Here is a 21987-nt window from a genome sequence, read left to right on the forward strand (position 1 = left end):
GGGTGCCCGCCTACTCGCCTGGGGCTCGCCTTGGGTTAGGAGGACTGATGCCGCAGATCGAGGAGGCTCAGCCGAAGTATCTCCAGATCGCGCATTACATCCGTGATCAGATTCTTCGGGGTGACCTGCGACCGGGGGACGAGGTGCCGTCGGAGCGGCAGTTGGCGGCGGACTGGAAGGTGTCTCGGCCCACGGCCGCACGGTCGCTGGAGGCGCTGAGTCATCAAGGGCTCGTCGAGAAGCGTCAGGGGTCGGGCACGTATGTGCGCAGCCTCGAAGTCAACCGGCGGGCTCGTGAGTTGTACGGGCGCGCTCGGCAGACCGGGAAGATCTACACGCCCGGCGAGTACGCCGTGATCACTTCTGCCGGTTGGCTGGAGGCGCCGGACCACGTGGCTGAATCGCTGGGCCTGGTCAAGGATCGCCGGGCGGTGCACCGGCGGCGGGTGACCAACAACCAGGACGGGCCGATCACGCTCTCCACCTCGTGGTTCGCTCCGGATGTCGGTCAACGTGCGCCGAAGCTTCTGGAGCCGGAGCGGATCCAAGAGGGGACGCTGCTGTACGTCGAGAACATGACCGGACGGCAGGGGAGTTACGCGGAGGATCGCATGTGCGCGCGTGCGGCCACAGACGAAGAGGCCGAGGACCTGCAACTTGCCGCCGGCTCCGCCGTGCTGATCGTGCACCACGTCGTCTTCGACCTCCAGGACCGTCCGTTGGAGTTTGCTGAGGCCACCTACCCGCCGCATCGCTGGGCGTTCGAGCAGGGCTACCCCCTCACCTGAGGGGGCCAGTTGCGGCGAACCGCTTGCGTCCTCCAAGTGGCTAATGCCACTATCCAGGAAGTGGCTAAGGCCACTTCACTGGGAGGAGGCGTGGTGTGACGAGTCAGCGGCCGGATCAGGGCACGCACTTACGTTGCCGGGGTTGCCGGGGGCGCGGCTGGAAGCGTGTCGGCTCGCGAACGACCCTGGCGCTTGCCACCGCCGCCGATCGCACCCGTGCCACATCGAAGCGGCGCTGCCTCGACTGCGACGGCAGCGGCAGGAAGTGAGCACCCATGGCCTACATGATCGACCGCTACCCGTCTGAGGAGTCACCGCGTCTCGGTGCGATGACCTTGCACCCTGTCGCTGAGTCTGTGTCACGGGCTCGGCGCTGGTTCCGCAAGTTCATCGCCCCCTACAACCCGGCCTGCTCCGTCGATGACTGTGCGCTGATGATCTCGGAGCTGGTGACCAACGCCATCGCTTACGGCCGGTCGGACGAACCCTGGCTCGTGCGGGTCGAGTGGTTCCGTGAGGGGACTTCGCTCCGGGTCGACGTGCACAACCCCGGCTTTCCGGCGAACGTGCGGTTGAGGCATCCCGACGCCGACGACGCCCACGGGCGCGGGCTGCTCCTGGTTGATTCGCTGGCCGAATCGTGGCACGCGGCACCGAGCCGCTTCGGCGGAACCGTCGTCTCCTTTGTAGTGGCCGATGCCTGGCCCGGAAGGTAAGAGTTCGCTCCGCTTCTACTTTGACAATATGGCGCTCGGTGACATCGCCCCTGAGGCTGTCTTGGCCTCCTGCGCCATCGCTGCCGAATTGCCCGGCCTCGCCGTCGTCGGCGACACGTCCGGCGGCTGGTCCCGCATCCGCACCCCTCACCTCTCCCTCGCCGACGCTGCGGCCACCTGTCGCGAGACGGCGCACCTCGCCCCGGACGTTCCGGCGCTCGCGCCGTTCCGGCCTCACGTTCCACCCGTGCCGGTGACGGAGTCCGGCCCCCTGGCCGCTCCTCGGCCCATCACCGAGTAACCGACCCGCTCCCACGGTCGGCGCGGCCGTCCCGCGCCAAGTCCCTACCCCACCCATGCCCGGAACTGGAAGGAGTGGCCGTGCGTGCCTTGCCCGTCCGTGTGGACGCCGTGCTCGTGCAAGCGGTGATCGCCGCCGCGCTGTCCTTCGCCCACCTGCACGACCTGGCGCTCGCCGCCGGACAGGACGGCTGGAAGGCCTGGGCCTACCCGATCTCCGTCGACCTGCTGTTGGTGGCGGCCTGGCGGCGCCTGCGCTCCGGTGAGCCGAAAACCGCCGGGTGGTGCTGGTTCCTCGTCGCACTGACGGCGTCCCTCGGCGCCAACGTCGCCACCGCCGAGCAGGGGCCCGATGGGCTGGTCTTCGTCGGCGAGAAGGGCGCCCCGTTCCGGCGTACCTCCTTCGGTCGGAAGTGGCGCCGTGCTCGCGCGGTCGCCGGCCTCCCGGACGGCTTCCGCTTCTACGACCTCCGCCATACCGGGCACACCCTGTCGACCCGCTCTGGCGCCACCCTCAAGGACACGATGGTCCGTGCCGGGCAGTCCTCCGAGAAGGCCGCGCTGATCTACCAGCACTCCGACGAGGAGCGGCAGCGGGAGGTGGCCGCCGGGCTCGACGACCTGGTGCGGGCCGAGCGTGCGAAGTGCCACACGGACGACCCCGCGCACCACAGTGAGGAGGCTGCCGAGAGCTAACGGTGCGGTTGTGGTGCGCGACCGGGCCGCCGGTCTAGACAACAAAGAACCCCCGGGTCTCTGACCTGGGGGTTTCACATGGAGCGGGTGACGAGAATCGAACTCGCGCTCTCAGCTTGGGAAGCTGATGTTCTACCATTAAACTACACCCGCGTAAGACGCCGACCGGAGTCGGTGTCCGAATGCTCGCCCACTCTACAACATGCCAGGCCCCCGGTGTCCGTGCCGCGGGGCCTGAGGCTGTTTCAGGGATGGGATGCGGCTGCGGGGGAACGGAGTTGGGGCGTACGGTGTGGGCGTCGAGGAGGGTCCGGGCGGGACCGGAGTGCCGCCTGGAGAGCCGTCCCTTTGATCCCGTACTGTGGCTTTTGTCGTCGGGCGAGCAGCAGCCCGACGCGGCTCTTGGGGAAGGGACTCTTGGACTTGATGGAGCGCACCGTCGTCCGTTGTGCCGATGGGCACGTGTTCACCACCGCTTCGTTCCCGATGCAGCAGGCCGAGCGGCTCGGCCCCGGGCGGCTGCTTCGGTGCCCGCGATGTGCGCGGCTCCGGAGCGTGGTGCCCGTCAGCCTTCAGAAGCAGTAGCGGACACAGCGAGCAGTACCGCAGCAGAGCGTGTAGCAGTACATAGCAGTACGTAGGAGCAGGTGTGCGAGGCGCGCGGTGGCGTCCGGTTGCGGGCGCTCCGCGCGCCCTGCGTATCCTCGGGGCGTGCTTCTCTCAGACAAGGACATCCGGGCCGAGATCGACGCCGGACGGGTACGCATCGATCCGTATGACGACGCGATGGTGCAGCCGTCGAGCATCGACGTGCGTCTCGACCGCTATTTCCGGGTGTTCGAGAATCACCGGTACCCCCACATCGATCCCGCCATCGAGCAGGCCGACCTGACCCGGCTCGTGGAGCCGGAGGGGGACGAGCCGTTCATCCTGCACCCGGGTGAGTTCGTCCTGGCCAGCACCTACGAGGTCATCACGCTGCCCGACGATCTCGCCTCCCGGCTGGAGGGCAAGAGTTCGCTGGGGCGGCTGGGGCTGGTGACGCACTCCACGGCCGGGTTCATCGACCCCGGGTTCAGCGGACACGTCACCCTGGAGCTGTCCAACCTCGCCACGCTGCCGATCAAGCTGTGGCCGGGGATGAAGATCGGGCAGCTGTGCATGTTCCGGCTGAGCTCGCCCGCCGACTTCCCCTACGGCAGTGAGCGGTACGGATCGCGGTACCAGGGCCAGCGGGGGCCGACCGCCTCCCGGTCCTTCCTCAACTTCCATCGGACCCAGGTGTGAGCGACAGCAGCATGAGCCCTGTGCGGGAGAACCTTTCCTACGAGCGGTTCGGCGTCGCGGTGCGCGAGCTCGCGCAGACGATCGCCGACGACGGCTACCAGCCCGACGTCGTGCTCAGCATCGCCCGCGGCGGTGTCTTCGTCGCCGGTGGCCTCGCCTACGCCCTCGACTGCAAGAACATCCACCTCGTGAACGTGGAGTTCTACACGGGCGTCGGGACCACGCTGGAGATGCCCGTCATGCTCGCCCCGGTCCCGAACGTGATCGACTTCTCCGAGAAGAAGGTGCTGATCACCGACGACGTCGCGGACACCGGCAAGACGCTCAAGCTGGTGCGCGACTTCTGCCTGGACACCGTCGCCGAGGTGCGCAGCGCCGTCGTCTACGAGAAGTCCCACTCGCTCGTGAAGTGCGAGTACGTGTGGAAGCGCACCGACGAGTGGATCAACTTCCCGTGGAGTGTCGAACCGCCCGTGGTGCGGCGGGCCGGGCAGGTTCTCGACGCCTGAGCACGGCTGCCAGCGGCCGGCAGCGGGCCACAGTGGCAGCGGAAAGGGGCTCCCCGGTGCGGGGAGCCCCCTTTCTCGTGCGTGACGAGCCTCAGACCGTGACGAGCCTCAGACCGTGCCGAGCTTCACGATCGACAGCAGGGCGATCAGCTGGATCGCCGACGCGCCCAGGGCCTTCGGCCAGGGCAGGTCGTGGGAGCGGCCGACCATCAGGGTCAGCAGGACGCCGCCCGCGATCCAGGTGGCCCAGCCCAGCAGCTGCACGAACATCGCGTCGCCGCCGGCGAACATCGCGAAGACCAGGCGGGGCGCGTCCGTGAGCGACATGATCAGCATGGACAGGCCGACCGTGGGCTGCCAGGCGCCGTCGCCGCCGAGCTGGCGGGCCAGCGTGTGGGTGACCACGCCCAGGACGAACGCGCTCAGCACCATCGCGACGGCCGTCGTCAGGACGATCGGCACCGCGTTCGACAGTGTGGCGTTTATCGCATCCGCGCGGGCGCCGTCGAAGCCGAAGACGGCGAGCAGGCCGTAGAGGAACGTGACGATCAGGGCCGGGCCCCACATCGTGTAGTCCCGCATCTGGAGGAACGTCTGGTTCGGGGCGAGGACGATCCCCCTCAGCAGGGCCTTCCAGTGCAGGCGCGGCCCGACCGGGCCGGGCGGCGGGGCGGCCGAGCCGGCGCGGTAGGTGTCGCCCTGGGTGTAGGGGTCCTCGCCGACCGAGAAGGCCTGGGTGTGACCCGGGTTGTTCGCCGCGTACGGGTCGTGCGGGCCCTGGGGGCCGGGTGGGTACGCGCCGTCGCCGAAGTACTCCGGCTCGCCGTGACCGCCCTGGCCGCCGTAACCCCCGCCGGGGCCGCCGCCGGCGTTCGACTGCGGCCAGGTGGGGCCGCCGCCGTTGCCGTACGGCTGCTGCTGCGGGTACGGCTGCGGCGCCGGCGGGTAGCCGTAGGACGGCCCCTGCGGCGTCTGCTGCCCGTACGGAGGGTTGTGCGGTCGCGTCTGAGGAGCGCCGTTGTTCCGGCCGCGTCCGATCCTGAATCCAGCCACGTCTTCGAACGTACCTGGTCCCGGACGGTGGCGTGCCGGGCCCGGGCGTCCGGGCCCGGCTTTGCGGCCGAGCTGTGACATCCCTTAAGGGGCAGGGCCCTTGGGCGTCCGTGAGCCGTCAGGGTTGGGCCGTACGGGCCGCACCGGTGGCCTGCCGGGGCGGCGGCTAGAGCATGTCCTGGCCCAGTCGCAGGTAGCCGGTGGTCGACATGCCGAGGGAACCGGGGCCGAAGCTGACCGCGTTCTTCGTGGTGATGCCCGAGGCCGAGCCGCGCAGGCTGTAGACCGCGCCCGAGGGGTGGTTCTCGCCGTCGGAGCCGATCGACAGGTCCGCCTTGCCGTCGCCGGTGAGGTCGGACAGGCGGACCGAGGAGCCGAAGCGGTCGGCGGACTCGGCGGTGCCGGGGACACCGGCCGTGTCCTGGGTGAACGACTGGGCGGCCGTGGTGGTCAGTCCGCCGGCCGAGCCGCGCAGGACCGTGACGCCGCCGGCGATCTCCGCGGTGCCGACGTCCTCGTGGATCGTGCCGACGGCCAGGTCGCCGAAGCCGTCGCCGTCGACGTCGGCGATCGACAGGTCGTTGCCGAACCAGTCGCCCTCCTCGTCCGCGCCGGGGACGCCGGGGGTGTCCTGGTCGAGCGTGAGCTGCGGGCTGGTGCGGGCGCCGCCGGGGCCGCCGGGGTACACGCTCACCGAGCCGCCGAGGCTCTTGGCGTCGCCGCCGTAGTCCGCCGTGACGACGTCGTCGTGACCGTCGCCGTTGAGGTCGCCGACGGTGGCCAGCTCCCAGCCGCCGCTGGTGAGGAACGTCTGGTGGGTGAGGCCGGAGGCGCCGCCGAGGAAGACCATGGCGCCGTCCTCGTAGTCCGACGCCCGGCTGCCGGTGGCGACCAGGTCGTCGGTGCCGTCGCCGTCGATGTCGCCGGCGGAGAGGCTCCGGGCGCCGGCCAGACCCGCGCCGCCCCGCAGGCCGGTGGCGAGCTCGGAGCGGGACGTCGAGCCGGTGGTCTTGGTGAAATTCCGGTGGATCCAGACGTCGCCGCCGGTGCTGCCGGTGGCGAGGTCGGGGCGGCCGTCCCCGTCGAAGTCGGCGACGGCGAGGGACATGCCGTACTCGTCGTGGGCGGAGACGGCCGGGTCGGTGACGCCCTTGCCGCCGGACAGGCCGTTCTTGCCGCCCCAGACGACCGTGACGGAGCCGCCGTCGGCGTCGGAGCCGACGTCCTCACCGGTGCTGCCGACGACCAGGTCGGCGTACCCGTCGGCGTTCAGGTCGCCGGCGGCGAGGGCCTTGCCGAAGCGGTCGCCCTGCTCGGCGGTGCCGGGGATGCCGGCGGTGTCCTGGGTGAGGACGGTCCGGCGGGCCGCGGCGATGCCGCTCGCGGAGCCGTAGGTGACGACGACGGCGCCCGCGTCGGCCTTGCCGGCGACGGGCGTGTAGGGCGCGGCGGTGGCCAGGTCGCGGTAGCCGTCGCCGTTGAAGTCGTCGGCGTACCCGGCGGGCGCGGCGGAGGCCGGGGCCGCCAGGGTCAGCGGGGTGAGTCCGGCGGTCAGCAGGGCGGCGGCGAGTGCGGCTGCGGTCTGCCTGCGCATGGGGGGAACCTCCAGGTGACGGGGGTGAGGGAAGGCCGGGTGGTCAGGTGGTGAGGGCGGTGCCGTAGCTCGGTGCGCCCGCCGTGGAGACGCCCGTGGTGCCCGGGCCGAAGCTCGTCGCGCCGGACGTCGTCAGGCCGGTGGCCGTGGCGCGCAGGGACCACAGCGCGCCGTCGCCGGCGTTCTCGCCCGGGGCGGCGACCGCCAGGTCGGCGCGGCGGTCACCGGTGGTGTCGGTGAGGGCGACGCGCTCGCCGAACCGGTCGCCGTTCTCCGAGGCGCCGGGGACGCCCGCCGTGTTCTGGGTGTACGACACCGCGCCCTTCGTGGTCAGGCCCGACGCCGAGCCGTACAGCACGGTCACCGCCCCCGCGGCGGAGTTCTCGCCCGCGGTGCCGACGGCGAGGTCGGCGTATCCGTCGCCGTTGACGTCGCCGAGCGCGACGCCGCTGCCGAAGCGGTCGCCCTTCTCGGCGGCGCCGGGCACCCCGGCGGTGTCCTGGGTGAGGACGAGCGGGGCGCGGTCCGGGTCCAGGCCGGCGGGGCCGCCGTAGACGACGGAGACCTTGCCGCCGAGGGCGCCCCCGGGATCGGCGGAGGCCTCCCGGTCGTTGCCCACGGCGATGTCGTCGTGGCCGTCGCCGTCGATGTCCCCGACGGCGGAGACGAAGCCGCCGGGCAGCTTCTGCAGCCAGTCGTTGTAGTTGCCGATCTCCAGGTCGGCCAGGGCCGTGGTGGCGGCACCGTCGTGCGCGGCACGGCCGTGCAGGACGGCGTGGGGGTGGCCGTCGCCGGTGACGTCGCCGGCGGAGAGGTGGGTGATGCCGGCGGTGGCCGACCACCAACTGTTGCGGGAGCCCGAGGCGCCGTTGGGCGAACCGGTCTTCGTGTGGGGGCCGTTGACGAGGGTGAGGGTGATCGGGCCGGTGGAGCCGGCCGCCACGTCGAGGGTGCCGTCGTGGTCGAAGTCGCCGGCGGCGAGGGTCTGGCCGTAGCGGTCGTAGTCCCGGTCGAAGGGGCTGTAGAGCGCACGGGCGCCGCTCAGGCCGGTCGCCGAGCCCCACACCACGGTGACCGCGCCGTTGTTGGTGTCGTACGCGTCCTCGCCGGGCACGCCGATCAGCAGGTCGGCGTAGCCGTCGGTGTTGAGGTCGGCGGAGGCCAGGGCGGAGCCGAAGGCGTCGTCGGCCTCGGCCGCGCCGGGCATCCCGGCGGTGTCCTGGGTGAGGAGCGTGCGCGTGGCGGTCTTCGGCCCGCCGGTGCTGCCGTAGACGACGGAGACCGCGCCCGCCTTCGCCTTCCCGGAGACCGTCGCGCCGGGCGCGCCGATCGCGAGGTCGGTGCGGCCGTCGCCGTTGAAGTCCCAGGGGGCGGCGGCGGTGGCGGCGTGGGCCGAGACGGTGAGGGTGAGCGGCGTCAGGGCCGCGGCCAGCAGGACGGCGGTGATACGGGTCCGCATGGGGGTGGGTGCCTCGCTGAGGAGTCGTCGGGGGGTCACTGGGCGATGGCCCAGGCGAAGGCGGCGCCGCCCTTGAGGGAGACGTCACGGGCCGACACGAACAGCGACCCGGTGGTGGTCGGGCCGGAGGCGGAGCCGCGCAGGACGGTGACCGCGCCGTAGCCGTTCTCGTAGCCGGCGCCGGTGACCAGGTCGGCCTTGCCGTTCCTGTCGAGGTCGACCAGGCGCACGGTCATGCCGAAGGCGTCCATGGTCTCGTTGCTGCCGGGGACGCCCGCGGTGTCCTGCGACCAGGACTTGGCGCCGGTGCCGGTGAGGCCGTTCGCCGAGCCGTACAGCAGGGTGACCGAGCCGGCGTCCTCCACCGAGCCGATGTCCTCGGACCAGGCGCCGACCGCGATGTCGGCGTAGCCGTCGCCGTTGACGTCCCCGGCGGACAGCGCCGAGCCGAACAGGTCGCCGGCCTCGCCGGCGCCGGGCACGCCGGAGGTGTCCTGGTGGATCACGGTCGGTCGCTGCGCCGGGTCGGGGCCGGTGGGGCCGCCGTACCAGACGGTGATCTGGCCGCCCTTGTGGCCGCCGGGCTTCTCGGCGCGGGGGTCCTGGTAGTCGCCGAGGACGAGGTCGCCGTAGCCGTCGCCGTTGACGTCGGCGATGGTGCCCTCCTCGCCGTCGGCATCCGGCAGGTCGGTGGCGGCGTACCTGGTGCCGGTCCAGCCGTGGTAGCTGATCTCGCCGCCCACATCGCCGTCGACGAGGAACGGGTAGACGCGCTCGGCGTCGCCGTCCCGGTCGAGGTCGCCCGCGAACACCTCGTACGTGGAGCCGAACGTGCCGAGGCCGGTGTGGCTCGCGGGGCCGCCCGTGCGGGTGAAGGGGCCCTTGTAGAGGCGGGTGCGGGACTGGCCGGTGATCGTCACGTCCGTCGCGCCGTCCCCGTCGAAGTCGCCGGTGGCGACGCCGGAGGAGAAGCCGCCCCACTCGGTGAGGTCGGACGGCTGGGGCAGGCCCTTGCCGCCGAACAGGCCCGACGTGCCGCCCCACAGGACGGTGGCCGAGCCGACGCCGTCCCGGTCGCCGATGTCCTCGTACTGGGCGCCCACGACCAGGTCGGAGTAGCCGTCGCGGTCCAGGTCGCCGGCGGCGAGGCTGTAGCCGAAGCGGTCGTCCTCCTCGGCGGCGCCCGGGACGCCGGCGGAGTCCTGCGTGATGACGGTCCGGCGGGCCGCCGAGACGCCGGACGACGAGCCGTACAGCACGACGACGGCGCCGGCGCCGGACACCGAGCCGACGTCGGCGGCGAACGCGCCGATGGCGACGTCGCGGTAGCCGTCGCCGTTGAAGTCGCCGGAGAGGCCGGAGGGTGCGGCCGTGGCGGCGGGGGAGGCGGTGAGCAGGCCGGTGGTGAGGGCGGCGGCCAGGACGAGGGTGCGCTTGCGCAAGGCGGGACTCCGGGTCGGGGTGGAGGGGCTCAGACGGCGGGGGTGCCGTGGCCGGCCTGGGGCGTGGGCGCGCAGGCCCGGTGCGGTGCGCCGTGCGGCGGGACGTGCTGGTCCATGCGGGGTCTCCTGCGGCGTGCGGGGTGCCTGGCGGGCATCCGCGGTCGGTGGGGTGCCGGAACCGTCCCCGTTCGCCGGAAGTTGTCCTGGCGTTCATGGGCGGTCGGCGATCAGGAGACCTGTGTGAGGACGTAAGGGTTGTACGTGAGTTCGGTTGTTTTCGGGGCTGCTGTGAGTTGCGTCTGCTGTGGGGTGGAGGGAGGCGCGGAAACCCAGGGGACCGTCGTCAGAAGCGTGCGGTAGAAAGACTGTTCGGCCGTGCGCGGGCTGTCCGGTGCGGCGTTGACGCGTTCCTGTGGGGGGACCTTGTTCAGAACTCGGGCGGCCTGCGCTGCCATCGGTACGGCCGCCGCGCTCCTGCTGACCGGTGGGCCGGCGGCGTACGCGGCGGAGGGGGTGGAGGGGCAGGCGCCGGACGTCCGCTACGCCAACAGCGTCTCGGGCGACCTCGGCACGCTGCAGATCGGCATCCGCTCCGACAGCGCCGTCACGGGCATCCGGGCCCACCTCGTCTCGGCGGCCACGCAGCAGGAGGTCGCCGTCGTCGAGTTCGACGCGTTCACCCTGGCCCACGGCACGGCGGACGACGGCGTGTGGCACACGAGGCAGCCGCTCGACCTGCCCGCCCTCGGTACCTACGACGTCCGCGTCGAGGCCACGGACGCCGACGGCGACCGCACCCTGGACACCTCCGCCGGCACGCTCGCCTACTACGTCGCGGCCGTGTTCGAGGACGTGCGCACCGACCGCACGGAGATCGACACGGACGACCGCCAGGTGCGGATCGACGGCACCCTGAAGGGACGCTGGCCCGGAACCCGTGAGGTCGAGCCGCTGGCGGACCACCGGGTGGACCTCGACGTGGACTACTGGACGGAGAACACCGTCCGCACCGACGCGCAGGGCCACTTCTCCGGCACGGTCACCGTGAACGACGCGGTCCCGGTCCAGGCGGTCTACCGGCACGACAACGCCAACCCGTACGTCCTCCACGGCGAGTCCTCGCCCACGCAGATCGGCATCCGGCAGGTGGCCACGCGCTGGACGATCGAGGCACCGGCGGCGGCCCGGACGATCGACCTCGGCGAGGAGGTCACGATCACGGCGACGCTGGAGCGCGAGACGCCGCAGGGCTGGGTGCCGTTCGAGGGCCAGAGCGGCGGGGTGCTGTTCGAGCCGTCGGCCGGAGGGCAGTTCGCGAGCGTCGGTTACTTCACCACCGGGGCCGACGGCAGGATCGGCTTCACCCACGCCCCCTGGGAGACCGGCACGTTCCGCGTGGCCTCCCACAGTGACGACCCGTTCATCGCGCCGGCCTCCAGGAACAGCGCGGAGATCAAGGTCCTGCGCGCCTCGGTCTTCACGTCCTTCTCGGCCACTCGTGCGCAGGGCGGCGGCGTGCACGTCGAGGGCGCCATGGACTTCCCCGACGGCTGGACGCCGGGCACCGTCCCGGTGCACGTCGAGTACTCCCGGGACGGCAAGCGCTGGACGGACCTGCGCACGGTGGAGGCTCAGTGGTCCGGTGAGGGGTACGCGTTCTCGGCGGACCTGCCGGACGCGGGGCGCGGCTCGTACCGGGCGCGCTTCGAGGAGACGGGGTCGTTCCGCGGCGCCACGTCGGAGGTGGTGCGGGTGGGGCGCTGAGGCGCCCGGCGGAGAGCGGCTACCCGTCCACGAAGCCCAGGGCCGTGTCCGGCCGGCACTGCGGGCAGGCCTTGACGCCCTCGGCCAGGGCCTGCCGGGCGCGGTCACGGTCGACGCCCCGGCTGCGCTGCCCGGCGTTCCAGCAGCCGCCGACGTGCACGTACACGGCCTCCTGGCCGGACAGCCCGCGCTCGATCAGCCAGTCGGGCGCGGGCGGCCGGGCCGCGAGGCCGCGCCGCCGTTCCGCCTGGCGGCGCTCCTCGTCCGCGATCCACCGACGGGTGCGTGCCAGGTCGCGCTCCTGCACGCGCTCCAGGAAACGGAGCAGCGCGAGCCGCGACTCTGGATCGTTCATACGTTCGATTCTAGGTTCAGGCGGGGAGCGCGGGGAGCGCGGGGAGCGCGGGGAGGGCGAGCCCCCCTGTGTGCCGCCGCCCGGTGAACTCGGCGGCGGGAGGCGGTTGTCGCCCCGGCCCGGGCTCGGGATGATGAGTGCCGCTGCCCGCGTCGCGCGCCGACGGTCGTCTCGATCAGGACGGAAGCAGGACCGAAGCATGCCGGGAGAGATCTCGCCCACCGAGGAGCAGTCCGCCCGCCCCGGTTCCCCACCCGAGCTGCGGGCCTCCCACGCCGACCGGGACCGGGTGGTGGACGTGCTGCGCATCGCGGCGGGGGACGGCCTGCTGACCGCGGAGGAGCTGGACGAGCGCCTGGAGACGGCCCTGTCGGCGCGCACCCTGAAGGAACTGGCGCCCCTGACCGCGGACCTCCCATCCGCCCTGGCGGGGACCGGTGCGGCCGGGACGCAGGCCAAGGACGTCGTCCGGATCGAGCAGGTCCACAGCGGCCCGGTCGAGCGCCTGGGCCGCTGGGTGGTACCGCGGAGGCTGGAGCTCGCGGTGACGTTCTGCAAGGTGACGCTCGACTTCACGGAGGCGGTGATCACGCACGACACGCTGCGGATCGACGTGGCGATGACGGGCAAGACCCTGACCCTGGTCACGAGACCGGGCATCGTGGTCGACACGGACGGCTTGCAGCTGACGCACTGCAGGATCAAGCACCGCCAGTCCCCGACGGCCCCCGATACGCCGGTGACTCTACGAGTGGAACTGACCGGCCAGAAAACCCACGGCCGCGTGGTGATCGGCCCCACCCGCCGGACACTCGGCCGGCGGCTGCAGGGGAGGGCGGGGTCTTCTTCAGCGAGGGCCTGAACGGTCAGAGAGCAGTGCTGTCGTCACTGACGCGCAGGTCTTCCCGCATGCGCGCCCGGAGTGCGGCAAGAGCATCGTCATAGGCTCGACGCCCCTGCAGGTACGCGGATTCCGTGACCGGGACGCCCTCCATCACGTGATCCCGCAGGTCACGCAGGCGGCGGAACGCGTCTTCGGAGGCGCTCACCACCGTCTTGGGCGCGCTGATGGTCATGTGGTACCTCAGACCGATGCACGGGCCGAAGGCTTCGCGGGCCGTGGTGCGACGTTTCGCGACGGCCATGTCCGGATCCCGGGCCACGTTTCCACAAGCGTGCCGGGCCTCCGAGAGGCCGGCCAGGTACTCCCCGTACAGGGCGCGACGTGCCCGGGTCTCGCGATCCCCCTGCTCGCGTCGCCACCGCTGCCGGTCCAGGAGCATGGTGGAGCCGGTAGCGATCACGGCGCCGACAACGGTGCTGATCAGTGTGATCCACTCCATGATGCGACCGTATCCACGCCCGCAAGGCCGCTCGTCTCGTTCGTTGAGCACGCATCGGCGCCTGGTCCGCGACACCCGCACTCTCCAGCTCGACCGGCTGCGTCCCGGTGATTGTTCTCGGACTGGTCCGACAGCGCGCCAAGCCCCACACTCGACTGACGTGGGGGACACCGGACTCTGGATCGCGGGGCTGACGGGCGCAACGGCGGTACTCGCCAGTTGGGTCACCAGTCGTGGCCACACGCGAGCGGCACGGTTACAAGCCGAGATCTCCGCTTCGGCCCAGGAGGAGACACGCCAGCGGGAGATCAGACGAGCCGCTTACCTGGCCTTCCTCGAGCAGGCGCACCTCATGGGTATGGAGTATCGCCGGACTCCGTCCATCCTGAGCATCGAGGGCCAGGAGCAGCGCCGGACGCTGCTGGACGAGCACCGGGCCCGCCTGCGCGAGGTCTTCGGCCCCTTCCGTCACACCCGTCAGATCGCCACCGTGCACGCCCGGAGCAGCAGCGTCATCGAGGCGTGCGATCGCGTCTTCACCGCGTCCAGGAGCCTCTACATGGCGCTGGGCGACATAGCGGAGGGTGTCGCCGGGACATCGGCGTTCCACACGGCTCTTGATCAGTACTGGACCGCGGTCGACGAACTCGGCGAAGCTGTGCGTTTGGAGGAGTCGTGAGTCCGGCCGGACAGCGTCACTCCGGCACGAACTCGTACTGCAACTCGCACAGATGCCCCGCCTGGAACGCCGACGCCCCCCGCCCGATGACTCGGACAGGGGGCGTCGACGTGCGGTGCGCGGAGCGGGGAGTTACTTCACCGGCTCCGGCTCCGGGGCGTTCTCGGAGTCCGCCGTGCCCGCCGGGGGCTCGTCGTCGCCGTCGGTGTCGTCGGCCTCCGCCGGGACCGGCGTCTTCACCGAGTCCAGCAGGAGCTGGGCGACGTCCACGACCGTGATGGACTCCTTCGCCTTGCCCTCGTTCTTCTTGCCGTTCACGGAGTCCGTGAGCATGACCAGGCAGAACGGGCAGGCCGTCGAGACGATGTCGGGGTTGACCGACAGGGCCTCGTCCACGCGCTCGTTGTTGATGCGCTTGCCGATGCGCTCTTCCATCCACATCCGCGCGCCACCCGCGCCGCAGCAGAAGCCCCGCTCCTTGTGGCGGTGCATCTCCTCGTTGCGGACGCCGGGGACGGCGGCGATGATCTCGCGCGGCGGCGTGTAGATCTTGTTGTGGCGGCCCAGGTAGCACGGGTCGTGGTACGTGATGATGCCCTCGACCGGCGTGACCGGGATGAGCTTGCCCTCGTCGACGAGGTGCTGCAGCAGCTGCGTGTGGTGGATGACCTCGTAGTCGCCGCCGAGCTGCGGGTACTCGTTGCCGAGCGTGTTGAGGCAGTGCGGGCAGGTGGCGACGATCTTCTTCGCGGACTTCGGCTTCGCCGACTCGGGCGTCACCTTGCCGTCGTCGTCCATCTCCTCGCCGAACGCCATGTTCAGCGCCATGACGTTCTCCATGCCGAGCTCCTGGAACAGGGGCTCGTTGCCCAGGCGCCGGGCGGAGTCACCGGTGCACTTCTCGTCGCCGCCCATGATCGCGAACTTCACGCCCGCGATGTGCAGCAGCTCCGCGAAGGCCTTCGTGGTCTTCTTCGCGCGGTCCTCCAGGGCACCGGCGCAGCCGACCCAGTACAGGTACTCGACCTCGGACAGGTCCTCGATGTCCTTGCCGACGACCGGGACCTCGAAGTCGACCTCCTTGAGCCACTCCAGGCGCTGCTTCTTCGCCAGGCCCCAGGGGTTGCCCTTCTTCTCCAGGTTCTTGAGCATCGTGCCCGCCTCGGACGGGAAGGCCGACTCGATCATCACCTGGTAGCGGCGCATGTCGACGATGTGGTCGACGTGCTCGATGTCCACCGGGCACTGCTCGACGCAGGCACCGCAGGTGGTGCAGGACCACAGGACGTCCGGGTCGATGACGCCGTTGTCCTCCAGCGTGCCGACCAGGGGGCGCTCGGCCTCGGCCAGAGCCGCCGCCGGGACGCCCGCCAGCTGCTCCTCGGACGCCTTCTCCTCGCCCTCCATGGTCTTGCCGCCGCCGGCCAGCAGGTACGGCGCCTTGGCGTGCGCGTGGTCCCGCAGCGACATGATCAGCAGCTTGGGGGAGAGCGGCTTGCCCGTGTTCCAGGCGGGGCACTGCGACTGGCAGCGGCCGCACTCGGTGCACGTGGAGAAGTCCAGCAGGCCCTTCCAGGAGAACTGCTCGACCTGGGAGACGCCGAAGACGTCGTCGTCGCCCGGGTCGGTGAAGTCGATCGGCTTGCCGCCGGAGGTCATCGGCTGCAGCGCGCCGAGCGCCGTGCCGCCGGCCGCCTCGCGCTTGAACCAGATGTTCGGGAACGCCAGGAAGCGGTGCCAGGCCACACCCATGTTGGTGTTCAGGCTGACCGTGATCATCCAGATCATGGTCGTGCCGAGCTTGATCATCGCGAAGAAGTAGACGAGGTTCTGCAGCGCCGCGACGCTCAGGCCCTTGAAGGCCAGGACCAGCGGGTACGAGGCGAAGTACGCGGCCTCGTAGTGGTCCACGTGGTGCAGCGCGCCCTCCAGGCCCCGCAGTACGTAGATCGCCAGGCCGATGGTGAGGATGACGTACTCGACGAAGTACGCCTGGCCCATCTTCGAACCGGCGAAGCGGGACTTGCGGCCCGGGCGCGAGGGCAGGTTCAGCAGGCGGATGACCATCAGCGTGGCGATGCCGAGGGTCGTCATGGCCGCGATGAACTCGATGTAGAGCTCGTACGGGAGGAAGCCGCCGAGCACCGGCAGGGTCCAGTCGGCCTGGAACAGCTGCCCGTACGCGGTGATGATCGTCGGCGGCAGCGTCAGGAAGCCGATCGCGACGAACCAGTGGGCGATGCCGACGATGCCCCACCGGTTCATGCGCGTGTGGCCGAGGAACTCCTTCACCAGGGTCACGCTGCGCTGGTAGGGGTTGTCGGTCCGGGTACCGGCGGGCACGGGCTGGCCCAGCTTGAAGTACCGGACGAACTGGCCGATCGCGCGTGCGAGCAGCGCGACGCCGACCACGGTCAGTACCAGCGACACGATGATCGCGGCGAGTTGCATGGGGGCTCCTCGGGCCTGCGAGGGTTTCGTCGGGGCGACCTGTCGCGATGGAGGGTTCCCCGAAATTACTAAGCGGTAACTTATGCAGTCCGTCTGAGACTACCCCTATCTTCCGCCGCACTGTAGCCGGGTGGGCAGTGATCTGAATCGCTGAGGGTTGCCTCAGAAGCGGCACGGAATCCGGCCGCGATCCGGTCGTGTTATTCATACCGAATTGTCATAGTGACGCCTAACTTATATCCGTGCTCTACGGGATCGCTGCCGCCGCCACCGCCCTCCTGCTCACCGCCCTGCTCACGGCCGCCCTGCGCGGGCCCGCGCTGCGGCTGCGGCTGGTCGAGCGGCGGCGGCAGCGGGAGGTGCCGCTGTCGGGCGGGGTGGCCGTCGTGGCCGTCACCGGGGCGGTCGCGGGGTTCGGGGAGTGGAAGTCGGACGGCGGCGGGATCGGTGGACTGCTCCTCGCCGGTGGCGCCGTCGCCCTGCTCGGGCTCGTCGACGACGTGTGGCGGCTGCGCCGCCGGGTGCTGGCCGCCGGTACGGCCGTGGCCGCCGCGTGTGTCGTGCCCTACGGGGAGACGGGCGTGGGGCCCGGGCTGCTCGCCGTCGTCTGGGCCGTCGGGGTGACCTTCGCCTTCCGGGCGCTCGACCACGCCGACGGGCTCGCGGGGACGGTCGGGGTGGTCACCGCCTTCGGGGTGGCGGCCTGCGCGGCCGTCGACGTGCTGGACGGGGTCGCCGCGCTGATGAGCGCGCTGGCCGCGGCGCTGACCGGGTTCCTGCTGCACAACTGGCACCCGGCGCGCGCCGCGCTGGGCAGCTGCGGCTCCATGTCCACCGGGTTCGTGATCGCCCTCGGCCTGGTGCACGTGCGGGCCGGGTTCGGGCTCGGGGAGAGCGCGGGGGTGCTCTTCGCGCTGACGGCCCTGGTGAGCGCCGACGCCCTGCTGGTGCTGCTGGCGCGGCGGCTGGGCGGGCGGCCCCTCGTCCGCAGCGGGCCCGACCACCTCGCGCACCGGCTGCGCCGGCTGGGGCTGACCGTGCCCGGGGTCACGCTGCTGCTGGGCTGCGCGGCGTTCACCGGCGTGCTCGTAGGGGTACTCGCGCACGCCGGCCGGGTCGGGGACGACGCCCTGTGGTGGGTGGCGGGCGGGGCGCTGGTGCTGGTGTTCGTCCTCTTCCGTGTCCCTGTGTACGCCGACCGGAGGCCGGTGTCGTCGCAGGTCAATGCCTCGTTGCGTGTAAGGAACGGATAAGACTTGAGCCCGGTCGACTCAGCTCTGTTGACCGGTGGGGTGCCGTCGTGCACACTTGAGTCCGTTGCACTCAAGTCAGCTGGAGGAACCAACCATGGCACGTGCGGTCGGCATCGACCTGGGCACGACTAACTCCGTCGTCAGCGTTCTGGAGGGCGGCGAGCCCACCGTCATCACCAACGCCGAGGGCGCCAGGACCACGCCGTCCGTCGTCGCCTTCGCCAAGAACGGTGAGGTGCTCGTCGGCGAGGTCGCCAAGCGCCAGGCGGTCACGAACGTGGACCGGACCATCCGCTCCGTCAAGCGCCACATGGGCACGGACTGGAAGATCGAGCTCGACGGGAAGCCCTTCAACCCGCAGCAGATCAGCGCCTTCGTGCTGCAGAAGCTGAAGCGGGACGCGGAGGCCTACCTGGGCGAGAAGGTGACCGACGCGGTCATCACCGTCCCGGCGTACTTCAACGACTCGGAGCGCCAGGCCACGAAGGAGGCCGGCGAGATCGCCGGTCTGAACGTGCTGCGCATCGTCAACGAGCCGACCGCGGCCGCCCTGGCGTACGGCCTCGACAAGGACGACCAGACCATCCTGGTCTTCGACCTCGGTGGCGGTACGTTCGACGTCTCGCTGCTGGAGATCGGCGACGGCGTCGTCGAGGTGAAGGCCACCAACGGTGACAACCACCTCGGTGGTGACGACTGGGACCAGCGCATCGTCGACTACCTGGTCCAGCAGTTCCAGTCCGGCCACGGCGTGGACCTGGGCAAGGACAAGATGGCCCTGCAGCGTCTGCGCGAGGCCGCCGAGAAGGCCAAGATCGAGCTGTCCTCGTCCACCGAGACCTCGATCAACCTGCCCTACATCACCGCCTCCGCCGAGGGCCCCCTGCACCTCGACGAGAAGCTCACCCGCGCCCAGTTCCAGCAGCTGACCGCGGACCTCCTGGAGCGCTGCAAGACGCCGTTCCACAACGTCATCAAGGACGCCGGCATCTCCATCAGCGAGATCGACCACGTCGTCCTGGTCGGCGGCTCGACCCGTATGCCCGCCGTCGCCGAGCTCGTCAAGGAGCTGACCGGCGGCAAGGACGCCAACAAGGGCGTCAACCCGGACGAGGTCGTCGCCATCGGCGCCGCCCTGCAGGCCGGTGTCCTCAAGGGCGAGGTCAAGGACGTCCTGCTCCTCGACGTCACCCCGCTGTCCCTCGGCATCGAGACCAAGGGCGGCATCATGACCAAGCTCATCGAGCGGAACACGACGATCCCGACCAAGCGGTCCGAGATCTTCACCACCGCCGAGGACAACCAGCCGTCCGTGCAGATCCAGGTCTACCAGGGCGAGCGCGAGATCGCGGCGTACAACAAGAAGCTCGGGATGTTCGAGCTGACCGGTCTGCCCCCGGCGCCCCGCGGCGTCCCGCAGATCGAGGTGTCCTTCGACATCGACGCCAACGGCATCATGCACGTGACCGCCAAGGACCTGGGCACGGGCAAGGAGCAGAAGATGACCGTCACCGGCGGCTCCTCGCTGCCGAAGGACGAGGTCGACCGCATGCGCGAGGAGGCCGAGCGCTACGCGGAGGAGGACCACAAGCGCCGCGAGGCCGCCGAGTCCCGCAACCAGGGCGAGCAGCTCGTCTACCAGACCGAGAAGTTCCTCAAGGACAACGAGGACAAGGTCCCCGGCGAGATCAAGACCGAGGTCGAGGAGGCCGTCGCCGAGCTGAAGGAGAAGCTCAAGGGCGAGGACACGGCCGAGATCCGCACGGCCACGGAGAAGGTCGCCGCCGTCTCCCAGAAGCTGGGCCAGGCCATGTACGCCGACGCGCAGGGCGCCCAGGCCGCCGGCGGTGCCTCCGCCGGAGCCGGCGCGGGTGCCGGTGACGCCAAGGCCGACGACGACGTCGTCGACGCCGAGATCGTCGACGAGGACCGGAAGGACGGTGCCGCGTGACGGAGGAGACCCCGGGCTTCGACGAGCAGCAGCCCGACGTCCCTTCCGGCGCCACCTCCGACGACGCCGAGCCGAAGGCCGCCTCCCCCTCCACGGAGGAGGGGGCGGCCCCGGCCGGGGACACGGGCCAGGACGCCGGTCTGGTGGCCCAGCTGGACCAGGTGCGCACCGCCCTCGGCGAGCGCACCGCGGACCTGCAGCGGCTCCAGGCCGAGTACCAGAACTACCGCCGCCGGGTGGAGCGCGACCGGATCGCGGTCAAGGAGATCGCCATCGCGAACCTCCTGACCGAGCTCCTGCCCGTGCTCGACGACATCGGCCGCGCGCGCGAACACGGTGAGCTGGTGGGCGGCTTCAAGTCCGTCGCCGAGTCGCTGGAGAGCACGGCGGCCAAGATGGGCCTGCAGCAGTTCGGCAAGGAGGGCGAGCCCTTCGACCCGACGATCCACGAAGCCCTGATGCACAGCTACGCACCGGACGTCACCGAGACGACGTGCGTGGCGATTCTGCAGCCCGGGTACCGGATCGGCGAGCGCACCATCCGCCCCGCGCGGGTGGCGGTGGCCGAGCCCCAGCCGGGGGCGCAGACGGTCAAGGCGGAGGAGTCCGCCGACGCCGACGACAAGGAGAGCGGTGGCCCGGACGAGGGCTGACGTCACGGACGAAGGGAAGGAGGGGCGTCGAGGATGAGCACCAAGGACTTCATCGAGAAGGACTACTACAAGGTCCTCGGCGTCCCCAAGGACGCCACCGAGGCCGAGATCAAGAAGGCGTACCGGAAGCTCGCCCGCGAGTTCCACCCGGACGCCAACAAGGGAAACGTCAAGGCCGAGGAGCGCTTCAAGGAGATCTCCGAGGCCAACGACATCCTCGGTGACCCCAAGAAGCGCAAGGAGTACGACGAGGCACGCGCCCTCTTCGGCAACGGCGGCTTCCGCCCGGGGCCGGGCGCGGGCGGCGGCTCCTTCAACTTCGACCTGGGCGACCTCTTCGGGGGCGCCCAGGGGGGCCAGGGCGCCGGCGGCTTCGGCGGCGGCCTCGGTGACGTCTTCGGGGGCCTGTTCAACCGCGGCGGCGCCGGCCCGGGGACGCGTACGCAGCCCCGGCGCGGCCAGGACATCGAGTCCGAGGTCACCCTCACCTTCACGGAGGCCATCGAGGGCGCGACCGTCCCGCTGCGGATGTCCTCGCAGTCGCCCTGCAAGGCCTGTTCGGGCACCGGCGACAAGAACGGCACGCCGCGCGTGTGCCCGACCTGCGTCGGCACCGGGCAGGTCGCCCGGGGCAGCGGCGGCGGCTTCTCGCTCACCGACCCCTGCCCGGACTGCAAGGGCCGCGGCCTGATCGCCGAGACCCCCTGCGACGTCTGCAAGGGCAGCGGCCGGGCCAAGTCCTCGCGGACCATGCAGGTGCGCATCCCCGCGGGCGTCAGCGACGGGCAGCGGATCCGGCTGCGCGGCAAGGGCGCGCCGGGTGAGCGCGGCGGCCCGGCGGGCGACCTGTACGTGGTCGTGCACGTCGACTCCCACCCGGTGTTCGGCCGCAAGGACGACAACCTCACCGTCACCGTCCCGGTCACCTTCACCGAGGCGGCCCTCGGCGGCGAGGTCCGGGTGCCGACGCTGGGCGGCCCGCCCGTCACGCTGAAGCTGCCCCCGGGCACGCCGAACGGCCGGACGATGCGCGCCCGGGGCAAGGGCGCGGTCCGCAAGGACGGCACCCGCGGCGACCTCCTGGTCACCGTCGAGGTGAGTGTCCCGAAGGACCTGACGGGGAAGGCTCGTGACGCACTCGAGGCGTATCGCGAGGCGACCGCGGGTGAGGATCCGCGGGCGGAGCTGTTCCAGGCCGCGAAGGGAGCATGAGTCAGATGGACGGTCGTCGACGCAACCCGTATGAACTGACCGAGGAGACCCCGGTCTACGTCATCTCGGTGGCGGCCCAGCTGTCCGGCCTGCACCCGCAGACCCTGCGCCAGTACGACCGTCTGGGCCTGGTGTCCCCCGACCGCACCGCCGGCCGGGGCCGCCGCTACTCGGCCCGTGACATCGAACTGCTCCGTCAGGTGCAGCAGTTGTCGCAGGACGAGGGCATCAACCTGGCCGGAATCAAGCGCATCATCGAACTGGAGAACCAGGTCGCCGCCCTCCAGGCCCGGGTGGCCGAGCTGGAGGACGCGCTGGACGGCGCCGCGGTGGCGATGCGCCAGCGCGAGGCGGCGGTGCACGCGTCGTACCGCCGGGACCTGGTGCCGTACCAGGAGGTGCAGCAGACCAGCGCGCTGGTGGTGTGGCGGCCGAAACGGCAGCAGCAGTCCGACTGAGGCGGCGGCGTCCGCGAAAGCACG

General features: G+C 71.1%; 20 protein-coding genes, 1 tRNA gene and 1 pseudogene. 14 read left to right on the forward strand and 8 right to left on the reverse strand.

Annotated features, from left to right (window positions below; translation table 11 throughout):
* Positions 1 to 47 precede the first annotated feature (47 nt).
* The 4 genes and pseudogenes from ACPXCS_RS05480 to ACPXCS_RS05495 all read left to right on the forward strand — a co-directional run bounded on the left by ACPXCS_RS05480 (position 48) and on the right by ACPXCS_RS05495 (position 2500).
* Positions 48 to 788: a GntR family transcriptional regulator gene (locus ACPXCS_RS05480; protein WP_402045170.1), complete on the forward strand. Its 741-nt coding sequence runs from the start codon at positions 48 to 50 to the stop codon at positions 786 to 788.
* A 275-nt stretch (positions 789 to 1063) separates the two neighbouring features.
* Complete coding sequence (locus ACPXCS_RS05485) at positions 1064 to 1504, forward strand: ATP-binding protein (RefSeq protein WP_030901877.1); 441 nt, start codon at positions 1064 to 1066, stop codon at positions 1502 to 1504.
* A 28-nt stretch (positions 1505 to 1532) separates the two neighbouring features.
* Positions 1533 to 1805: pseudogene (locus ACPXCS_RS05490) on the forward strand (FtsK/SpoIIIE domain-containing protein); the annotation flags it as partial.
* A gap of 80 nt (positions 1806 to 1885) precedes the next feature.
* On the forward strand, positions 1886 to 2500 hold the full coding sequence (locus ACPXCS_RS05495) for a DUF2637 domain-containing protein (RefSeq protein WP_425943985.1): 615 nt from the start codon (positions 1886 to 1888) through the stop codon (positions 2498 to 2500).
* A gap of 79 nt (positions 2501 to 2579) precedes the next feature.
* Here the strand turns inward: ACPXCS_RS05495 and ACPXCS_RS05500 are convergent.
* Positions 2580 to 2653 (reverse strand) — tRNA-Gly (locus tag ACPXCS_RS05500).
* 558 nt (positions 2654 to 3211) lie between these two features.
* On the opposite strand from ACPXCS_RS05500, the gene dcd reads away from it, so the two are divergent.
* The gene (gene dcd, locus ACPXCS_RS05505) at positions 3212 to 3787 is read left to right on the forward strand and encodes a dCTP deaminase (RefSeq protein WP_309097764.1); all 576 of its coding nucleotides are present in this window, start codon (positions 3212 to 3214) and stop codon (positions 3785 to 3787) included.
* Between the two features lie 11 nt (positions 3788 to 3798).
* The gene (locus tag ACPXCS_RS05510) at positions 3799 to 4296 is read left to right on the forward strand and encodes a phosphoribosyltransferase (RefSeq protein WP_425944522.1); all 498 of its coding nucleotides are present in this window, start codon (positions 3799 to 3801) and stop codon (positions 4294 to 4296) included.
* Between the two features lie 108 nt (positions 4297 to 4404).
* On the opposite strand, the gene ACPXCS_RS05515 is transcribed toward ACPXCS_RS05510, so the two are convergent.
* The 4 genes from ACPXCS_RS05515 to ACPXCS_RS05530 all read right to left on the reverse strand — a co-directional run bounded on the left by ACPXCS_RS05515 (position 4405) and on the right by ACPXCS_RS05530 (position 9844).
* Positions 4405 to 5430: a Yip1 family protein gene (locus ACPXCS_RS05515; RefSeq protein ID WP_425943983.1), complete on the reverse strand. Its 1026-nt coding sequence runs from the start codon at positions 5428 to 5430 to the stop codon at positions 4405 to 4407.
* Positions 5431 to 5515: 85 nt separating this feature from the next.
* Positions 5516 to 6943, reverse strand: a complete 1428-nt coding sequence (locus ACPXCS_RS05520; protein ID WP_425943981.1) for a VCBS repeat-containing protein — start codon at positions 6941 to 6943, stop codon at positions 5516 to 5518.
* Between the two features lie 43 nt (positions 6944 to 6986).
* On the reverse strand, positions 6987 to 8402 hold the full coding sequence (locus tag ACPXCS_RS05525) for a hypothetical protein (RefSeq protein ID WP_425943979.1): 1416 nt from the start codon (positions 8400 to 8402) through the stop codon (positions 6987 to 6989).
* Between the two features lie 35 nt (positions 8403 to 8437).
* Positions 8438 to 9844, reverse strand: a complete 1407-nt coding sequence (locus ACPXCS_RS05530; RefSeq protein WP_425943977.1) for an FG-GAP-like repeat-containing protein — start codon at positions 9842 to 9844, stop codon at positions 8438 to 8440.
* Positions 9845 to 10267: 423 nt separating this feature from the next.
* Between ACPXCS_RS05530 and ACPXCS_RS05535 the strand changes: the two genes are divergently transcribed.
* A complete protein-coding gene (locus ACPXCS_RS05535) occupies positions 10268 to 11608 on the forward strand; it encodes a hypothetical protein (RefSeq protein ID WP_425943975.1) in 1341 nt (446 codons plus the stop codon).
* A gap of 19 nt (positions 11609 to 11627) precedes the next feature.
* On the opposite strand, the gene ACPXCS_RS05540 is transcribed toward ACPXCS_RS05535, so the two are convergent.
* Complete coding sequence (locus ACPXCS_RS05540; protein WP_425943973.1) at positions 11628 to 11963, reverse strand: DUF6233 domain-containing protein; 336 nt, start codon at positions 11961 to 11963, stop codon at positions 11628 to 11630.
* A 199-nt stretch (positions 11964 to 12162) separates the two neighbouring features.
* Between ACPXCS_RS05540 and ACPXCS_RS05545 the strand changes: the two genes are divergently transcribed.
* Positions 12163 to 12825, forward strand: coding sequence for a DUF1707 SHOCT-like domain-containing protein (locus tag ACPXCS_RS05545; protein WP_425943971.1), 663 nt, complete (start codon positions 12163 to 12165; stop codon positions 12823 to 12825).
* Between the two features lie 4 nt (positions 12826 to 12829).
* Here the strand turns inward: ACPXCS_RS05545 and ACPXCS_RS05550 are convergent, their stop codons facing one another.
* The gene (locus ACPXCS_RS05550; RefSeq protein ID WP_425943969.1) at positions 12830 to 13306 is read right to left on the reverse strand and encodes a hypothetical protein; all 477 of its coding nucleotides are present in this window, start codon (positions 13304 to 13306) and stop codon (positions 12830 to 12832) included.
* A 352-nt stretch (positions 13307 to 13658) separates the two neighbouring features.
* Here ACPXCS_RS05550 and ACPXCS_RS05555 point away from each other — a divergent pair, with 352 nt between their 5' ends.
* Entirely contained in the window at positions 13659 to 13985 is a 327-nt protein-coding gene (locus tag ACPXCS_RS05555) for a hypothetical protein (RefSeq protein ID WP_425943967.1), read from the forward strand.
* Positions 13986 to 14117: 132 nt separating this feature from the next.
* Here ACPXCS_RS05555 and ACPXCS_RS05560 read toward each other — a convergent pair whose 3' ends face one another.
* Positions 14118 to 16436 (reverse strand): heterodisulfide reductase-related iron-sulfur binding cluster, encoded by a 2319-nt coding sequence (locus ACPXCS_RS05560; RefSeq protein ID WP_425943965.1) that lies wholly within the window; start codon positions 16434 to 16436, stop codon positions 14118 to 14120.
* A gap of 242 nt (positions 16437 to 16678) precedes the next feature.
* Here ACPXCS_RS05560 and ACPXCS_RS05565 point away from each other — a divergent pair, with 242 nt between their 5' ends.
* From ACPXCS_RS05565 to ACPXCS_RS05585, 5 genes are all read left to right on the forward strand, one after another.
* The gene (locus ACPXCS_RS05565; protein ID WP_425943963.1) at positions 16679 to 17689 is read left to right on the forward strand and encodes an undecaprenyl/decaprenyl-phosphate alpha-N-acetylglucosaminyl 1-phosphate transferase; all 1011 of its coding nucleotides are present in this window, start codon (positions 16679 to 16681) and stop codon (positions 17687 to 17689) included.
* Positions 17690 to 17783: 94 nt separating this feature from the next.
* On the forward strand, positions 17784 to 19640 hold the full coding sequence (dnaK, locus tag ACPXCS_RS05570) for a molecular chaperone DnaK (RefSeq protein ID WP_311678084.1): 1857 nt from the start codon (positions 17784 to 17786) through the stop codon (positions 19638 to 19640).
* Positions 19637 to 20293, forward strand: coding sequence for a nucleotide exchange factor GrpE (grpE, locus tag ACPXCS_RS05575; RefSeq protein ID WP_425943961.1), 657 nt, complete (start codon positions 19637 to 19639; stop codon positions 20291 to 20293). The genes dnaK and grpE overlap by 4 nt, the downstream gene beginning before the upstream one ends.
* 33 nt (positions 20294 to 20326) lie before the next feature.
* The gene (gene dnaJ, locus ACPXCS_RS05580; protein ID WP_425943959.1) at positions 20327 to 21505 is read left to right on the forward strand and encodes a molecular chaperone DnaJ; all 1179 of its coding nucleotides are present in this window, start codon (positions 20327 to 20329) and stop codon (positions 21503 to 21505) included.
* 5 nt (positions 21506 to 21510) lie between these two features.
* A complete protein-coding gene (locus ACPXCS_RS05585; protein ID WP_425943957.1) occupies positions 21511 to 21963 on the forward strand; it encodes a heat shock protein transcriptional repressor HspR in 453 nt (150 codons plus the stop codon).
* The last annotated feature ends 24 nt before the right edge of the window (positions 21964 to 21987 follow it).

It is taken from the genome of Streptomyces sp. DT190 (assembly GCF_049846985.1).
Classification (GTDB): domain Bacteria; phylum Actinomycetota; class Actinomycetes; order Streptomycetales; family Streptomycetaceae; genus Streptomyces.

What these genes read in the sequence shown, in the direction of transcription:
- dnaK (WP_311678084.1), top strand. Translation starts at nt 17,784, where the DNA reads ATGGCACGTGCGGTCGGCATCGACCTGGGCACGACTAACTCCGTCGTC.
- ACPXCS_RS05560 (WP_425943965.1), bottom strand. Translation starts at nt 16,436, where the DNA reads ATGCAACTCGCCGCGATCATCGTGTCGCTGGTACTGACCGTGGTCGGC.
- ACPXCS_RS05480 (WP_402045170.1), top strand. Translation starts at nt 48, where the DNA reads ATGCCGCAGATCGAGGAGGCTCAGCCGAAGTATCTCCAGATCGCGCAT.
- ACPXCS_RS05525 (WP_425943979.1), bottom strand. Translation starts at nt 8,402, where the DNA reads ATGCGGACCCGTATCACCGCCGTCCTGCTGGCCGCGGCCCTGACGCCG.
- ACPXCS_RS05515 (WP_425943983.1), bottom strand. Translation starts at nt 5,430, where the DNA reads ATGTCACAGCTCGGCCGCAAAGCCGGGCCCGGACGCCCGGGCCCGGCA.
- ACPXCS_RS05520 (WP_425943981.1), bottom strand. Translation starts at nt 6,943, where the DNA reads ATGCGCAGGCAGACCGCAGCCGCACTCGCCGCCGCCCTGCTGACCGCC.
- ACPXCS_RS05585 (WP_425943957.1), top strand. Translation starts at nt 21,511, where the DNA reads ATGGACGGTCGTCGACGCAACCCGTATGAACTGACCGAGGAGACCCCG.
- ACPXCS_RS05545 (WP_425943971.1), top strand. Translation starts at nt 12,163, where the DNA reads ATGCCGGGAGAGATCTCGCCCACCGAGGAGCAGTCCGCCCGCCCCGGT.
- ACPXCS_RS05510 (WP_425944522.1), top strand. Translation starts at nt 3,799, where the DNA reads ATGAGCCCTGTGCGGGAGAACCTTTCCTACGAGCGGTTCGGCGTCGCG.
- ACPXCS_RS05485 (WP_030901877.1), top strand. Translation starts at nt 1,064, where the DNA reads ATGGCCTACATGATCGACCGCTACCCGTCTGAGGAGTCACCGCGTCTC.
- dnaJ (WP_425943959.1), top strand. Translation starts at nt 20,327, where the DNA reads ATGAGCACCAAGGACTTCATCGAGAAGGACTACTACAAGGTCCTCGGC.
- ACPXCS_RS05540 (WP_425943973.1), bottom strand. Translation starts at nt 11,963, where the DNA reads ATGAACGATCCAGAGTCGCGGCTCGCGCTGCTCCGTTTCCTGGAGCGC.
- ACPXCS_RS05555 (WP_425943967.1), top strand. Translation starts at nt 13,659, where the DNA reads ATGGGTATGGAGTATCGCCGGACTCCGTCCATCCTGAGCATCGAGGGC.
- ACPXCS_RS05550 (WP_425943969.1), bottom strand. Translation starts at nt 13,306, where the DNA reads ATGGAGTGGATCACACTGATCAGCACCGTTGTCGGCGCCGTGATCGCT.